The organism is Pseudanabaena sp. FACHB-1998, from assembly GCF_014696355.1.
Classification (GTDB): Bacteria; Cyanobacteriota; Cyanobacteriia; order Pseudanabaenales; family Pseudanabaenaceae; genus Pseudanabaena.
The window spans coordinates 1-12,848 of the sequence record NZ_JACJQA010000015.1; the positions used below are offsets into that span (position 1 = coordinate 1).

14 protein-coding genes, 2 tRNA genes, 1 rRNA gene and 1 pseudogene are annotated in these 12,848 nt (G+C 41.7%); 14 read left to right on the forward strand and 4 right to left on the reverse strand.

Annotated elements, in window-relative coordinates; genetic code table 11:
• The 3 genes from rrf to bioD all read left to right on the forward strand — a co-directional run.
• A 5S ribosomal RNA gene (gene rrf / locus H6F42_RS06135) occupies window positions 1–110 on the forward strand; the annotation flags it as partial.
• Between the two features lie 118 nt (window positions 111–228).
• Window positions 229–1,728: an anthranilate synthase component I gene (gene trpE / locus H6F42_RS06140; protein ID WP_190398480.1), complete on the forward strand. Its 1,500-nt coding sequence runs from the start codon at window positions 229–231 to the stop codon at window positions 1,726–1,728.
• A gap of 5 nt (window positions 1,729–1,733) precedes the next feature.
• Window positions 1,734–2,438, forward strand: a complete 705-nt coding sequence (gene bioD / locus H6F42_RS06145; RefSeq protein WP_190398481.1) for a dethiobiotin synthase — start codon at window positions 1,734–1,736, stop codon at window positions 2,436–2,438.
• Between the two features lie 48 nt (window positions 2,439–2,486).
• Here the strand turns inward: bioD and H6F42_RS06150 are convergent, their stop codons facing one another.
• Window positions 2,487–2,984, reverse strand: a complete 498-nt coding sequence (locus tag H6F42_RS06150; RefSeq protein ID WP_190398482.1) for a GNAT family N-acetyltransferase — start codon at window positions 2,982–2,984, stop codon at window positions 2,487–2,489.
• Between the two features lie 603 nt (window positions 2,985–3,587).
• On the opposite strand from H6F42_RS06150, the gene H6F42_RS06155 reads away from it, so the two are divergent.
• From H6F42_RS06155 to H6F42_RS22280, 7 genes and pseudogenes are all read left to right on the forward strand, one after another.
• Window positions 3,588–4,304 carry a hypothetical protein gene (locus tag H6F42_RS06155; protein WP_190398483.1) on the forward strand — a complete coding sequence of 239 codons (717 nt, stop codon included), beginning with the start codon at window positions 3,588–3,590 and terminating at the stop codon, window positions 4,302–4,304.
• A 138-nt stretch (window positions 4,305–4,442) separates the two neighbouring features.
• Window positions 4,443–4,832, forward strand: coding sequence for a tautomerase family protein (locus H6F42_RS06160; protein WP_190398484.1), 390 nt, complete (start codon window positions 4,443–4,445; stop codon window positions 4,830–4,832).
• Window positions 4,833–4,836: 4 nt separating this feature from the next.
• On the forward strand, window positions 4,837–5,295 hold the full coding sequence (locus tag H6F42_RS06165) for a GNAT family N-acetyltransferase (protein WP_190398485.1): 459 nt from the start codon (window positions 4,837–4,839) through the stop codon (window positions 5,293–5,295).
• A 157-nt stretch (window positions 5,296–5,452) separates the two neighbouring features.
• Window positions 5,453–7,210: a serine/threonine-protein kinase gene (locus H6F42_RS06170; RefSeq protein WP_190398486.1), complete on the forward strand. Its 1,758-nt coding sequence runs from the start codon at window positions 5,453–5,455 to the stop codon at window positions 7,208–7,210.
• 10 nt (window positions 7,211–7,220) lie between these two features.
• On the forward strand, window positions 7,221–7,535 hold the full coding sequence (locus H6F42_RS06175; RefSeq protein WP_199288931.1) for a DUF4258 domain-containing protein: 315 nt from the start codon (window positions 7,221–7,223) through the stop codon (window positions 7,533–7,535).
• A gap of 2 nt (window positions 7,536–7,537) precedes the next feature.
• Window positions 7,538–7,762 carry a YgiT-type zinc finger protein gene (locus H6F42_RS06180; RefSeq protein ID WP_190398487.1) on the forward strand — a complete coding sequence of 75 codons (225 nt, stop codon included), beginning with the start codon at window positions 7,538–7,540 and terminating at the stop codon, window positions 7,760–7,762.
• A 31-nt stretch (window positions 7,763–7,793) separates the two neighbouring features.
• A pseudogene (locus H6F42_RS22280) lies at window positions 7,794–8,003 on the forward strand (type II toxin-antitoxin system HicB family antitoxin).
• 230 nt (window positions 8,004–8,233) lie between these two features.
• Here the strand turns inward: H6F42_RS22280 and H6F42_RS06185 are convergent.
• Window positions 8,234–8,307, reverse strand: a tRNA-Val gene (locus H6F42_RS06185).
• A 58-nt stretch (window positions 8,308–8,365) separates the two neighbouring features.
• Here H6F42_RS06185 and H6F42_RS06190 point away from each other — a divergent pair.
• Window positions 8,366–8,623, forward strand: a complete 258-nt coding sequence (locus H6F42_RS06190) for a glutaredoxin family protein (RefSeq protein WP_190398488.1) — start codon at window positions 8,366–8,368, stop codon at window positions 8,621–8,623.
• A gap of 26 nt (window positions 8,624–8,649) precedes the next feature.
• On the opposite strand, the gene H6F42_RS06195 is transcribed toward H6F42_RS06190, so the two are convergent.
• Complete coding sequence (locus tag H6F42_RS06195; protein WP_190398489.1) at window positions 8,650–9,909, reverse strand: aldehyde dehydrogenase family protein; 1,260 nt, start codon at window positions 9,907–9,909, stop codon at window positions 8,650–8,652.
• A gap of 45 nt (window positions 9,910–9,954) precedes the next feature.
• Complete coding sequence (locus H6F42_RS06200; protein ID WP_190398490.1) at window positions 9,955–10,371, reverse strand: hypothetical protein; 417 nt, start codon at window positions 10,369–10,371, stop codon at window positions 9,955–9,957.
• Between the two features lie 399 nt (window positions 10,372–10,770).
• Between H6F42_RS06200 and H6F42_RS06205 the strand changes: the two genes are divergently transcribed.
• The 3 genes from H6F42_RS06205 (at window position 10,771) to H6F42_RS06215 (ending at window position 12,776) form a co-directional block, all read left to right on the forward strand.
• Window positions 10,771–10,851: transfer RNA gene (locus H6F42_RS06205), tRNA-Leu, on the forward strand.
• A 134-nt stretch (window positions 10,852–10,985) separates the two neighbouring features.
• Window positions 10,986–12,014: an ABC transporter permease gene (locus H6F42_RS06210; protein WP_190398491.1), complete on the forward strand. Its 1,029-nt coding sequence runs from the start codon at window positions 10,986–10,988 to the stop codon at window positions 12,012–12,014.
• A gap of 111 nt (window positions 12,015–12,125) precedes the next feature.
• Complete coding sequence (locus tag H6F42_RS06215; protein WP_190398492.1) at window positions 12,126–12,776, forward strand: rhomboid family intramembrane serine protease; 651 nt, start codon at window positions 12,126–12,128, stop codon at window positions 12,774–12,776.
• The last annotated feature ends 72 nt before the right edge of the window (window positions 12,777–12,848 follow it).

Consider the following 12,848-nt stretch of genomic DNA (forward strand, 5'->3'; position numbering starts at 1 on the left):
TCTATGGTGCGGTGGTACCACTCTGACCCATCCCGAACTCAGTTGTGAAACGCTGTCACGGTGAAGATACTTTAGGGGTTGCCCTACGGGAAAATAGCTCGATGCCAAGCTTAATACTAAAATAAGAGAGGCTCAAATCATAGATTTGAGCCTCTCTTATTTTGTAGGGTTGAAAACCACGCTAAGATTTTAGTCAGTTGCAGCAATTTATTTAGAAATTCCGATCGCATGATTTTTCCTGAGTATTCCGACTTTAATAAGCTTGCTGAGCAAGGAAACTTTGTTCCTGTGTATATGGAACTGGTTGCTGACTTGGATACACCTGTGTCGGCTTGGTATCGAGTTTGTCAAGGTCAGCCTTATAGTTTCTTGTTGGAGTCTGTCGAGGGTGGCGAGAGACTGGGTCGTTATAGCTTATTGGGTTGTGATCCTTTGTGGATATTAGAGACAAGAGGCGATCGCACTACACAAATATTTCGTGATGGCGTAGTGAAGGAATTTGTTGGGAATCCATTTAAGCATTTGAGTGATTGTCTTTCGTCGATTCATCCTGTACATTTGCCGCAATTGCCACCGAGTTTAGGGGGATTATTTGGTTATTGGGGTTATGAGTTAATTAACTGGATTGAGCCGAAAGTACCTGTTTATTCCTGTCAGGAAAACGATACTCCTGATGGAGTATGGATGCAGGTAGATAGTTTGTTGGTTTTTGATCAGGTGAAACGGAAGATTTGGGCGATCGCCTATGCTGATTTAAGTACAGGAGTTGCCCCTGACCTAGCTTATCAGTCTGCTTGCGATCGATTGGCGGTATTAGTGGATAAGCTACGTTCTCCTTTAGATCGACAAAAAACTTCAATTAAATGGACTAATCCGCGATTGCAGCCCCCTGTAAGCTATACCAGTAATATTACTCGTGAGAAATTCTGTAAAGCGGTAGAACAGGGCAAAGAGCATATTAAAGCTGGCGATGTTTTTCAAGTAGTGCTTTCGCAACGATTGACGACGGAATTTAAGGGTGAGCCATTTACCTTGTATCGCTCGTTGCGGGTTGTGAATCCTTCACCCTATATGGCTTTCTTTAATTTTAAGGATTGGCAGCTTATTGGCTCTAGTCCTGAAATTATGGTTAAGGCTGAGGTTAGTGATGGAGTTTCACGTACTGTGTTACGTCCGATCGCGGGGACTCGTCCTCGGGGAGCTACGCCTAAAGAAGATGCGGAGCTAGCCCAAGATTTACTTGCCGATCCTAAGGAAATTGCGGAACATGTGATGCTGGTGGATTTAGGTAGGAATGATCTGGGTCGTGTGTGCAAAAGTGGAACCGTGAAGGTTGATGAGTTGATGTCGATTGAACTTTATTCTCATGTGATGCATATTGTCAGTAATGTTGTTGGAGAGATTCGTCCAGACAAAACTGCTTGGGATTTACTTCAGGCTTGTTTCCCTGCGGGGACGGTAAGTGGTGCGCCCAAGATTCGGGCGATGGATATTATCCATAACTTAGAGGGCGATCGCCGAGGAATCTATGCGGGAGCCTATGGCTACTATGATTTTGAAGGACAGTTGAATACAGCCATTACAATTCGGACGATGGTGACGAAAAATGGGACTGCTAGTGTGCAAGCTGGTGCGGGAGTAGTTGCCGATTCTGATCCTGAGAAGGAATATCAAGAAACTTTAAATAAGGCTAAGGGAATGTTGGAATCATTACGTTGTTTGGGTTAATAATAATGATAAGACTAAAGCCTTTATTGATTGTTGGGAGTGATACGGGTGTTGGCAAGACGGTTTTAACGGCAGCTTTGGCGGCTTATTGGCTGACCTATCGCGATCGCGCGGATCTTGCTCAACTTAGTACTTCGCTAGGAATTTATAAGCCTTTACAGTCGGGTGTTGGCGATCGCGAATTTTATAATCAGACTTTTAAGCTTTCCCAAACTCTCGAGGAAATTACACCTTTATATTTTGAAACCCCGATCGCGCCTGCGATCGCCGCTTATAAGGAAGATAAGCCGATTGATTTGGCTATTATTTGGCAACAGTTTCTAAAACTACAGCAACAAAAAGACTGTTTACTAGTTGAGGCAATGGGTGGATTAGGTTCGCCAATTACGGATGAGTATATAGTGGCGGATTTGGCGAGAGATTGGGCTTTGGAAGCAATTTTAGTTGTGCCAGTGAGACTGGGGGCGATATCTCAGGCGATTGCTAATGTCGCTTTAGCGAATTTGCAAAAGGTAAAACTTAGAGGAATTGTCTTGAGTTGTTCTCAAGAATATTCGTCAGAGGAGATTGAAGAACTGGCTCCGCCACAGATGATTTCTCGATTGACTTCGGTTCCAGTTTTAGGAATATTGCCATATATTAGCGATTTTCAGGATATTAAGCTGCTTGCTCGCGCTGCTTCAGAGTTAGATATTGAGCGTATTTTCTGATCAATCCCTAAAACAAAAATGGCGGCGCTTCGCGCCGCCATTTTTGTTTTAGGGATACCAAAACATTCCTTTGATGCCTTCGGGATCGGCGTTGAAACCTAGTTGTTGATAAAACTCGACCACATGTGCATCTGCAAAAAGACTGATGTTACTAATGTCAGCTTTGCGTAACTCGCGGATCATTTCTTCCATCAAAGCTTTGCCTAAGCCCCTACCTTGAAAATCGGGGTGGATTACTACATCCCAGAGGGTGGCATTAAAAGCATAGTCAGAGGTTGCTCGTGCAAAACCGACTAATCGACGAAAGCCGCCGCGATGCTCCCACATCGAAAGAACTACAAAGCTGTGTTGTAGAGCAATACGAACTTTACGAATTGGTCGCCTTGCCCAACCTACCGCATCACATAATTCTTCTAGTTCGTAGAGATCAATATCTTTTTCGGTGCTAAAAAAAATCTGTCCGCTTTGGTTGGGTACTTGGCGAAGTTTTGTCTTTTTTGTCGGTTCGAGCGTATCAGAACCAAATAAGCTTTTCCAGAACCCCATTTGTATATAGCGATCGCCCTGTTTGTTACAGATCTATTGCAGATATTCTAAGCACTTTTTTATTGTATCTGCTTTTGTTGAAACCATGCGATCGCAAATACTAAAATAAAATCTGCATATCTAGCCATCCCAAAAGATTTAAGAAAGTGCGTCCCAAAAAAGCGCACTCTCTTAAATTTTTTAATCTCACAAATCAAATAGGATTGCTAGAGAAGACAATGTAGTTTTCCTACTTTCAATGGGTGAGGTGCGGCTTTACTTCTTACCACCTATGGGAGGGTGCAAAACGGCTCTTATCTAGACCTGTCTTTATGTTGGTAAAATTAAAGGCATCATTGCCATCTTTGTTATAAGAATTCTGCAATTTAATCAAGAATCAGATTTTTTGTGGCACGACTTTGCTGTACTGCGAATTTGCCCTAATACAAAAATAAATTCTTTACTTGACCGCAAATCCGTAAGCTGTTACAAGTTAGTCTTTTCACTACCACTATATGCAATTTTAAAAGCGATCATGTCATTTCGAGCCTATAAGCATTTAATATGGTTGACTGAGGCATTTGGGTTGAGCAAATCTGTCTATGAGCAGTCAGGTGGTAGTCAATGACATTCGGTCTAAAAACCTCTACGATTGAGCTGCTGAAACGCTTTAACATGAGTTTTCCGCAGTTTTATGGGCAGTTTGTCAGTAGTGATATTCAACTGCAAAACTTGCGCTTGGCTTATCAGCTTTATCAAACTAAAGAAGCTGTGATTGAGCTAAAGTCGGAAGGGGCTAAAAGTGTACTTTACTTTGCTTATCGGAACCAGTCTTTTCTGTTAAATGATATTTTTGGGGTGCTGGCGGCTTATGGTTTAACTATCCATAGCTTAAATTTATATGGGCAAATTCATTCGCCCATGCTGGTATTTATCAAGTTAGTAATTTCGCGGGGAGGCAAAACCTTGCCCCAAAAAACTGCTGAAAACGTCCGTAAGGCGATCAAAGAGACATTATTGGGGCGCTTTGAGGTGGAGGAGATGCTGGCTCTGGAGTTTAACCTTGATAGTGGACTCAGGAAAGTAGAGACTAACTTCTATGTCGATCGCATGTTTCATTTGCCAGCCTTATTAGTTGAAGCAGATAGTCAGCCTGGGTTGTTTTATAAGGTGATGAATGCGATTTGGCAGGAAGATTTGTTAGTGGTGAATGCTAATTTGTTAGTGTTGCGAGGACGCACGCGCCTAATTTTGTATTTATTAGGCCCTAACGAAAATTTAATTCCTGAATATTTAGGTTCAAAAATTGCAGAAAGTTTAAAACAACGTTTGTCTGATTAATCCAGAAGATTTTCAATGTCGTGCCTTTGCCGCGACATTGAAAATCTTCTGGATTACTTTGCTATAAAATCAAGAATTGTTGGTGTGGGGCTTTCCCCCGCCCTAACAATTCTTGATTGAGAAAGAAGTAATATTGTCATGCCCCAAACTAAGATTTATGGAAATGCGGAGTTTATTCAGCAAAATCGCGAACTTTTATCTAACACTATTCATTCCTGTGTTGTGGATGCTTTTAATTATCCTCCTGAAAAGAAGTTTCAGCGTTTCTTCCCTCTACTAGCGGAAGACTTTGAATATCCAAGCGATCGCTCAGACAAATACATCATTATTGAAATATTGATGTTTTCAGGACGTTCTGTGGAAGCAAAAAAAACTTTGCATCGTCTGTTATTTGATCGACTAAAAGTAAACCTCGATATAAATCCATTAGATGTGGAAGTTATCCTCATTGAGACTCCGAGCCATAATTGGGGGATTCGAGGAATGTCAGGTGATGAATTGAATTTGAGCTACAAGGTAAATGTTTAAAGATATGACAGATTTAGATATTAATTTTCGCTTGGCACAATTTATTGATATAGATCCCTTGATGGAGTTGGCTCAAGAGTTCTATCAATTTGATCAGATTGAATTTAACGAGGATGTGATCAAAGCTTTTATTGCCTTGCTCAGTGATGAGCAGTTTGGATTGATTTGGTTAATTTGCGATCGCGATCGCCCCATTGGTTATGTTGCCTTGACTTTCTTTTTTAGTATGGAATATCACGGGCGTTGTGGGCTAGTGGATGAATTATATATTCAGGAAGAATATCGGGGGAAGGGGCTTGGTAAACAGGTGTTTGTGATAATCGAAGATTATTTAAAAAGCAAAGGGATGCGATCGCTTTCTTTGGTGGTTGATTACTGGAATAGTCAGGCGGAGGCGCTCTATACCAAATTAGGCTTTTGCAAAGAAAAGCGTCATTTGATGGTTAAACATTTAGGTACTTAAACTAAGGGTTTCGCCGTAAAAGAAGGAAGCAATTATTGATGTTGCGGCTTTGATACGCCATCAATAATTACAAAAATGTAAAAACTTAGGTTTGCAAATCATGAAAATACTGCAAAAATAAAAAAACATAATAAAAATCTAGACTTTACCTAGAAATATGAGTACATTTCCTGATTTATCGGCACATGGCTATCAAGTTATCAAAGAGTTGGGGCATAACTTGGAGGGGGGGAGATTTACATACCTTGCCAAACGTTTTGCTGATAATGCTGAAGTTGTGATCAAGCAATTTCAGTTTTCTAAGGGTACGGGGTGGGATGGGTTTAGAGCGATCGAGCGTGAGATCCAAAGCCTACAGGGTTTAAGTCATCGCGGTATTCCCAAGTATTTAGACAAGTTTGAGACAGATAGCGGCTATTGCTTAGTTACGGAATATTTCCCTGCGGATACTTTGGCGGTGGGACGGAGTTTTACGCCCGATCAAATTAAGCAAATTGCGGTGCAGCTTTTAGAAATTTTGGTGTATCTGCAAGAACGAATGCCGCCTGTGATTCACCGTGATGTTAAGCCCGAAAATATTCTGGTGGATCATAATCTCAATGTTTACCTGATTGATTTTGGTTTTGCTCGGGTGGGTAGTGGCAGTGTGGCGATGAGTAGCGCGGCGGCGGGGACGTTTGGCTTCATGGCTCCCGAACAAATCCGCAATCTCAAGCTAACCAATGCTTCCGATCTCTATGGTTTGGGTTTGACGTTAATCTGTTTGATTGGGGCGATCCGTTCGACAGATATCGGCAATTACATCGATTTCAGCAATCAACTAGATCGCAGCAAAATCGATCCAAAGTTGAAGGGATGCAGTTTAACCTTTGTGAAGTGGCTAGATCAAATGGTTGCGCCCGATCCGAGTAAGCGTTTTGCTGATGCTAAGGTTGCATTGGAGACATTGAAGCCTTTGTATGTTGTGCGTGTACCTGAAGTCAAATTTTTTAAAGATGGTGTAGAGTTCGATCCGAGTAAAATTACATTCAAGTTTAAGGCAAAGAACTTGGGCGAAAAAATGAGGCAGACGATTACGCTCAAAAATTCTATTCCCGAAACTGTTTTAGAAGGTTGTTGGGAAGTCGCCCCACATCCCAACGATCCGCCGCACACGCCAGATAGTCATGCTTGGATTTCATTTAACAAACAAAAATTTAAAGGGAACGATGTCAACTGTGAAATAACTGTACATACCAGCAAACTGCGTGCAGGGCTTACAGGTTCGCGGCAGGTAGTATTCCGTTCCAATACAAACCAAGGTCAAATCAATTTACTCCTAGAAATTGAAACAGCTAACCCCTTGCCTAAGATACCTCTGTCTCTGTATTTTGAGGAGGTTTTATATTTTGGTTGTGTTCTTGTAAGTGGTGTTATAGCTATTCGGGCTGAGGATGAGGCTGGTGCTGTGGGTATAGCTTTGGCTGGGTCTGTGGCTTTGGCTGTTGTAGCTATGGCTGCGACTAGGGCTGTAGCTGTGGGTATATGTTTAGAAGTGGTTGGGGTTGTGGCTATAGCTTGGACTGGGGCTTGGGCTGGTGCTGTGGTTTGGACTGCGGCTTGGATTTGGGCTGGGGCTTGGGCTGGAGGTAAGCTTGATGAAAAATACAAGTCTTTGAGCGCAGCCCAAAATCCCTCATTTTGGATGCTCTTCTGGAGTCGTTATGTATTGGCTCTGCTCTGTGGCTGTGGGCTTGGAATGAATATTTTTGGTATGGGTTTAATAAAGGGATTTTTCATTCCTGCGACAATGATTCCTATCGTTACTATAGCCAGTGGCGCGGGCTTGTTTTACTTGACTATCCTGCCAATGCTTCAGCGTCAGTCTCAATTAGCATCTTACCGCAAAAAAGAACAGCACTTGATTAAGCCATAAGTCTAAAATTATGGAAGACATTCTTCAACAAGTTAAAGAATCAGCAGAAAAGCAAATATTATTTCTTCCCCATGCGCTCCGTCAAATGTCTCGACTAGATCGAATGATTACTACTCAAGAAGTTAGAGAAACTGTCATGACAGGAGAATTGATAGAAGACTATCCAGAAGATGCGAGAGGACATAGCTGCTTACTGCTCAAATCAATAGAAACAGATCGAATAATTCATGTGGTTTGCGCCCCTAAGCCAGAATACCTTGCAATTATTACGGCTTACATACCCATCGGCAGTCAATGGACAAACAATTTTAAAGAGAGGTTATAGATATGGAATGTATTTACTGCAAAGGTCACATGGAGAAAAAGACTGCACCATTTAGCATTCAGAAAAATGGTTATTACTTACATTGGGATGCAATTCCTGCCTTTGTTTGCGATCAATGCGGCGAAGTATATTTTGCTGAACATGAAGTTGATGTAATCCAATCAGCTATCTCAGAATTAGATCGAAAAAACGTTGAATTTTCCACACCTGACAAAGAAGCAGCCTAGAGCAAGATTAAAGTAATGCCCCACTTACAGCATGATAATTATTTGATCAGACGAAGATAACTGCTATCTTGTCCATCTTCCAGCCTTCTCATTTCAGCAATTTCATACACACGGTAATACTTCCGAAGAAGCTGCCAAACATGGACAAGAAGTAATTGATATATATCTTGATATTTGTCGCGACCAAGGAAAATTCTTGCCTCAGCCAAAAAACTCTATGCAACTTTTGCAATCTGCTTAGAGTAAAATCGCTCATGTGAGGGTGATCACTTAGACTAGATTAAGAATTGTTAATCAGCCCTACTCCCTTCCCAGTATAAAGGTAGACATCAACAACAGGAAAAAAGAAAGGTCATAATTTCCGATGGATAGATTAAAAAAAACTAATATAAAATCCATTTGATATCTTAGGAATAGTACATAACTCAGTTTGTTAGAGCAGCATGTGAATTGAGAGGAGATATATAAGAATGAACACAAGTGGACTCGAACCACCGACCCCCACGATGTCAACGTGGTGCTCTAACCAACTGAGCTATGCGTTCTGACGGATTAATAATATAACATAGTAAGATTAAATTCAACACAGATATCTCAAGATCTATGAAACTAATTTTGTATAGCAAGCAAGGTTGTTGTCTATGTGATGGTTTGCTAGCAAAATTACAACAGGTTAAGAGCGTCAGCTTTGAGCTAGAAATTCGGGATATCAACAGTAACTCCGACTGGTTCGATCGCTACCAGTATGAAATACCTGTACTTTGTGCGCTAGGCGATCGCCAACAGGAGCAAGAATTACCCCGATTTCCGCCGCGATCGCCTGTCGAGAAACTCGAAGCTTTACTGCAACGTTATGTTTAGAGAGCTTTACAGCCTATCTACTTAATTTAAGAGCTACTGATTACTTGCTTGGTGGTAGTTAGTGCATAGATATCAATCACCCCAGGATATCTTGATGCACCACGGGTTTTTAAGCTGGACATCCCCAGCGCAATTTTAAAATTGCCATTATCCCCAAATTTAGCGTAGCGGCTAAACCGACTATGGGCATTGACAAAAATTGTACTGCTATTAATCCGACTAACAAAGCGATCGCGCTCTGATAAGGAATCTGTTAGTAATACATCGGCATGACCACTGCTGTATTGATTAATCCATGCGATCGCTTCTTCTGTATCATGAGCGACTCTAATGGCGATCGTTTCATCTAAATAGGGCTGCCCCCAAGTATCCTCCGTCTCAAGGGTCTGTGCTGGGTCTGAGGAGTCTTCAGTAAATTGGCGAAAATAAGCGGTAGTTGAGGGACAGCCACGTACTAATAAGCCTTGCTTTTTTAAACTAATAATCCAATTACCAATACCCCGTTCTAGCCATGATTGGTGGACTACTACTTTTTCGATCGCATTAACCGCATCGGGATCGCCCTTACGACTATTGAGAATAATATCCTTGGCAAAATCCAAATTTGCGGATTCAGATAGGTACATATAGCAATTACCCATCGCGATCGGCAAAGCGGAAACCGTAGCTTGTTTGCTCACCTGCTGAACAAAACTAGGACGACCATAGGGAATTACTAAGCGCAAATATCTCTCTTGGACAATTAGCTCCTTAAGAGCTAAACCCTTGGGAATAAATGACATACAGGAATCGGGAAAACCACTATCAACCAAAACTTCCTTAGCAATTGCGGCGATCGCCTCCTGCGTGTAACTACTCTCATTCCCCCCTTTGAGAATAATTGTGTTGCCAACCTTAAGGCACATTCCTGCGGCAATTAAGCCCAGTTGGGGAAACCCTTCATAGACAAAGGCAACAACTCCTAAGGGGACGCGCTGATAACCATTGATGCCCACATGTAAAGTTAAAGGGTCTGGTAGATTGGAAAGATGCTTCAGGCATTCGATCGCGTGGTTAAGTCGCTCTGGGGTGAGCTTGAGCCATTCCAGTACTAGCTCAGGAACTGCCATATCACGACTCGCTTCTAGATCCAACGTATTGGCTTCGAGAATCGAATTTTTATGCTTTTTAACTGCCTCGGCTAACTCTAACAACAAGCGATCACGATCTTTTGTAGAGATTTGGGCGAGTTGAAGTGCTGCGGAGTGGGATTTATAAATGAAGCCTGTCAGGTCTTCGGGTAGCATATCTGTAATTAAATAAAGGCTAATCTGTAATTAAATAAAGGCTAATTAAGGATCTCGACGACGCAGCACCAGCGATCGCCATATTATCAAACCCATCAGCATAAATAACATAATTGCGGCGGGAATACTAAAAGCCGAGTGCAGGTTGAGCATCCATAACGCAAGCAATGCTAAAAACAACACAAAAGACAGATACATCGCAGTTGTTTCTAGCAAAGAACTTTGCCGATATTCCCGAATAGGTTGCCATTTGCCCACCCATTGCCACGTATGACGCTGGGAGTCAATTCCGCCTACTTGCAATAAACTGTAGCCGTCTTTTTCTAGCTCAAATAACAAAGAGCAGCGATCGCAACCAAAGGCATCTGTCAGCGCGATCGGTTTTAACTTTCCACGTTTGCGCGGGCAAGGACAAGGATAAATTTGCTCTAGATCGATTTTTTGAGGCTTATGTATATGCACTAGACAGCGATGCTCAACAAGATTGCTAACAGTAGACTTAGAGCAAAGGAAATCAAATGACTATTCAAAATGATTGTATATCATTGTTTTGCTTAGGACATAAAACCCAAAATATGTGTGAGGAATATAAAGCGCTCGTCCCTCATAAGTAGCTAAGCATAATGAATTACCAAACCAAAAACCGTAAAGTTGCGCCCCGTAGGGGCGCAACTTTACGGTTTTTGGTAATTTATTTCGATCAAACGACCAAGGAAATTTTAGAAAGTTTAGTAAACCAAACTTTCTAAAATTTCCTTGTAAGGCTCTAATTAATTGGGTTTCACGATTAATCAAAAATTTTATGCCGCAATTTACCAATATTGCTGTATTATTCTATTCGGTGTAAAAAAACTAACCCAAGCGGATGTGGCGGAATTGGTAGACGCGCTAGATTTAGGTTCTAGTATCTTTGATGTGAGAGTTCGAGTCTCTCCATCCGCACTTGAATCACTAATTAATAAAAAAAGAGAGTGGCTTTGCCACTCTCTTTTTTTATTAATAGCGGTTGATGTAAGATGACGCTAAGGGGCACTTTATGATTAGCGAACCTGCATTTTTAAGAATGGCTGTAACCTATGACAACTGCAAATAAAAGCAATCGATCCTTTTGGCGCTATATCATCAACGACACTACAGGCTTTGTAGTAAAGCGACTAGGACAAGCAGTTGTAGTAGTTTTAGGAGTATCCATCCTCAGCTTTTTTGCAATTACTAAATCCCCCGGAAATTGCTTTGCAGAATTACGCACTAACCCAAATACGCCGAAGAAAACCATTGAGCAGCTAGAGAAACAACTTAACTACGATAAGCCCGAACTTGAGCAATATGGGATATGGTTGCGGAACACTCTTAATGGTGATTTGGGGGTACGCTGCCAAGGGTTAACGCCCGTTACCCCGCTTATTGTTGAGCGAGCAGGTAATACGCTCTTAATCTCGATCGCCTCTTTAATTACTACTTGGCTTTTAGCAATCCCTCTGGGTATCTATAGCGCTGTTAAGCAAAACACGTTAAGCGATCGTATTATTCAAGTAATTAGCTATGCTACACAGGGTTTTCCGAGCTTTGTCTTAGCGATTTTATTGCTAATGCTTGCCCAAAATACGGGATGGTTTCCCATTGGCGGGATGACGAGTATCAATTTTGCTGAACTCTCGCCATTGGGTAAATTTTGGGATGTCGCCCATCACATGTTTTTACCTACCTTGACCTTAACCATCGTCAGCTTTGCAGGTTTGCAACGGATTATGCGCGGTAGCTTGCTAGAAGTCTTACGTCAGGACTATATCAAAACTGCTCGGGCTAAAGGTTTATCGGAAAACAAAGTTATTTATGTCCATGCCCTGCGTAATGCAATCAATCCCCTGATAACTTTACTAGGATTTGAATTTGGTGGCTTACTCGGTGGTGCATTTATTACGGAATTCTTTTTTAGTTGGCCGGGGTTGGGCAAACTCTTGTTAGAAGCGACTAAGGAGAAAGATACAAATTTAGTAATGGCTGGATTAATGCTTGGCACATTAATGCTAGTTGTTGGTAGTCTCATCGGTGATCTCCTTCTCAAGGCAGTAGATCCTCGCATCAAATTAGATGATATGGATTAAGTCGATCCCCGATCCCCAAGAGAGTTTTTACAGCCCGTTACACGGGCTGTAAAAACTCTCTTGGGGTCTTGAACTTGCTAGAATCTATGAAACTGTCATCTAGGAATAGCAATGTTTCCTCTTCACGACGATAACCCAACTCAAGATACTTCCATTGTCGTCTATGCACTGATAGTCATCAATGTATTGATTTTTGGATATCAGGTGAGTCTTCCAAATTTTCAGCTTGTGGAATGGCTAGGGAATTGGGCGTTAATACCAAGAGAATTAATTGCTAATCCTAATAAAGAAGCGATCGCACTCCTATCATCGCAATTTCTCCATGCCGATATATTCCATTTGGTCGGAAATATGTGGTTTCTCTATCTATTTGGCAATAATATTGAAGACCAATTAGGACATTGGAAGTTTTTGTTTTTCTATTTGATATGTGGCATGATTGCCGCAGGAATTCAAGTATTAACTGCTCCCAATTCCTTAGTGCCAATGGTGGGAGCAAGTGGAGCAATCTCAGGGATTATGGGCGCTTATATTGTCCGATTTCCCCGAGCGAGAATTTTAAGTTTAGTTTTCTTCGGGTTTTTTATTACCGCTATTCCTATCCCTGCTTTTATATTTCTAGGGCTGTGGATTGCAGGTCAGACGATATATGCCGCAATGGCTAATCCCAATTTACCGGGGGTTGCCTATCTTGCCCATGTGAGTGGTTTCGTCGCTGGAGCGATCGCAATCTATCTATTCTCCAAGTTTGCCAAGAAATAAAATTTTCTGAACCCTAAATAGGTAAGGATTGGCGGCGCTTAGCGCCGCCAATCCTTACCTATTTAGCTGATT

Bases quoted from the DNA above. Each gene is read 5' to 3' on its own strand.
- H6F42_RS06165 (WP_190398485.1), top strand. From the start codon at position 4,837: ATGACAGATTTAGATATTAATTTTCGCTTGGCACAATTTATTGATATA.
- H6F42_RS06190 (WP_190398488.1), top strand. From the start codon at position 8,366: ATGAAACTAATTTTGTATAGCAAGCAAGGTTGTTGTCTATGTGATGGT.
- H6F42_RS06215 (WP_190398492.1), top strand. From the start codon at position 12,126: ATGTTTCCTCTTCACGACGATAACCCAACTCAAGATACTTCCATTGTC.
- H6F42_RS06170 (WP_190398486.1), top strand. From the start codon at position 5,453: ATGAGTACATTTCCTGATTTATCGGCACATGGCTATCAAGTTATCAAA.
- H6F42_RS06160 (WP_190398484.1), top strand. From the start codon at position 4,443: ATGCCCCAAACTAAGATTTATGGAAATGCGGAGTTTATTCAGCAAAAT.
- H6F42_RS06175 (WP_199288931.1), top strand. From the start codon at position 7,221: ATGGAAGACATTCTTCAACAAGTTAAAGAATCAGCAGAAAAGCAAATA.
- H6F42_RS06155 (WP_190398483.1), top strand. From the start codon at position 3,588: ATGACATTCGGTCTAAAAACCTCTACGATTGAGCTGCTGAAACGCTTT.
- bioD (WP_190398481.1), top strand. From the start codon at position 1,734: ATGATAAGACTAAAGCCTTTATTGATTGTTGGGAGTGATACGGGTGTT.
- trpE (WP_190398480.1), top strand. From the start codon at position 229: ATGATTTTTCCTGAGTATTCCGACTTTAATAAGCTTGCTGAGCAAGGA.
- H6F42_RS06210 (WP_190398491.1), top strand. From the start codon at position 10,986: ATGACAACTGCAAATAAAAGCAATCGATCCTTTTGGCGCTATATCATC.
- H6F42_RS06180 (WP_190398487.1), top strand. From the start codon at position 7,538: ATGGAATGTATTTACTGCAAAGGTCACATGGAGAAAAAGACTGCACCA.
- H6F42_RS06150 (WP_190398482.1), bottom strand. From the start codon at position 2,984: ATGGGGTTCTGGAAAAGCTTATTTGGTTCTGATACGCTCGAACCGACA.
- H6F42_RS06195 (WP_190398489.1), bottom strand. From the start codon at position 9,909: ATGCTACCCGAAGACCTGACAGGCTTCATTTATAAATCCCACTCCGCA.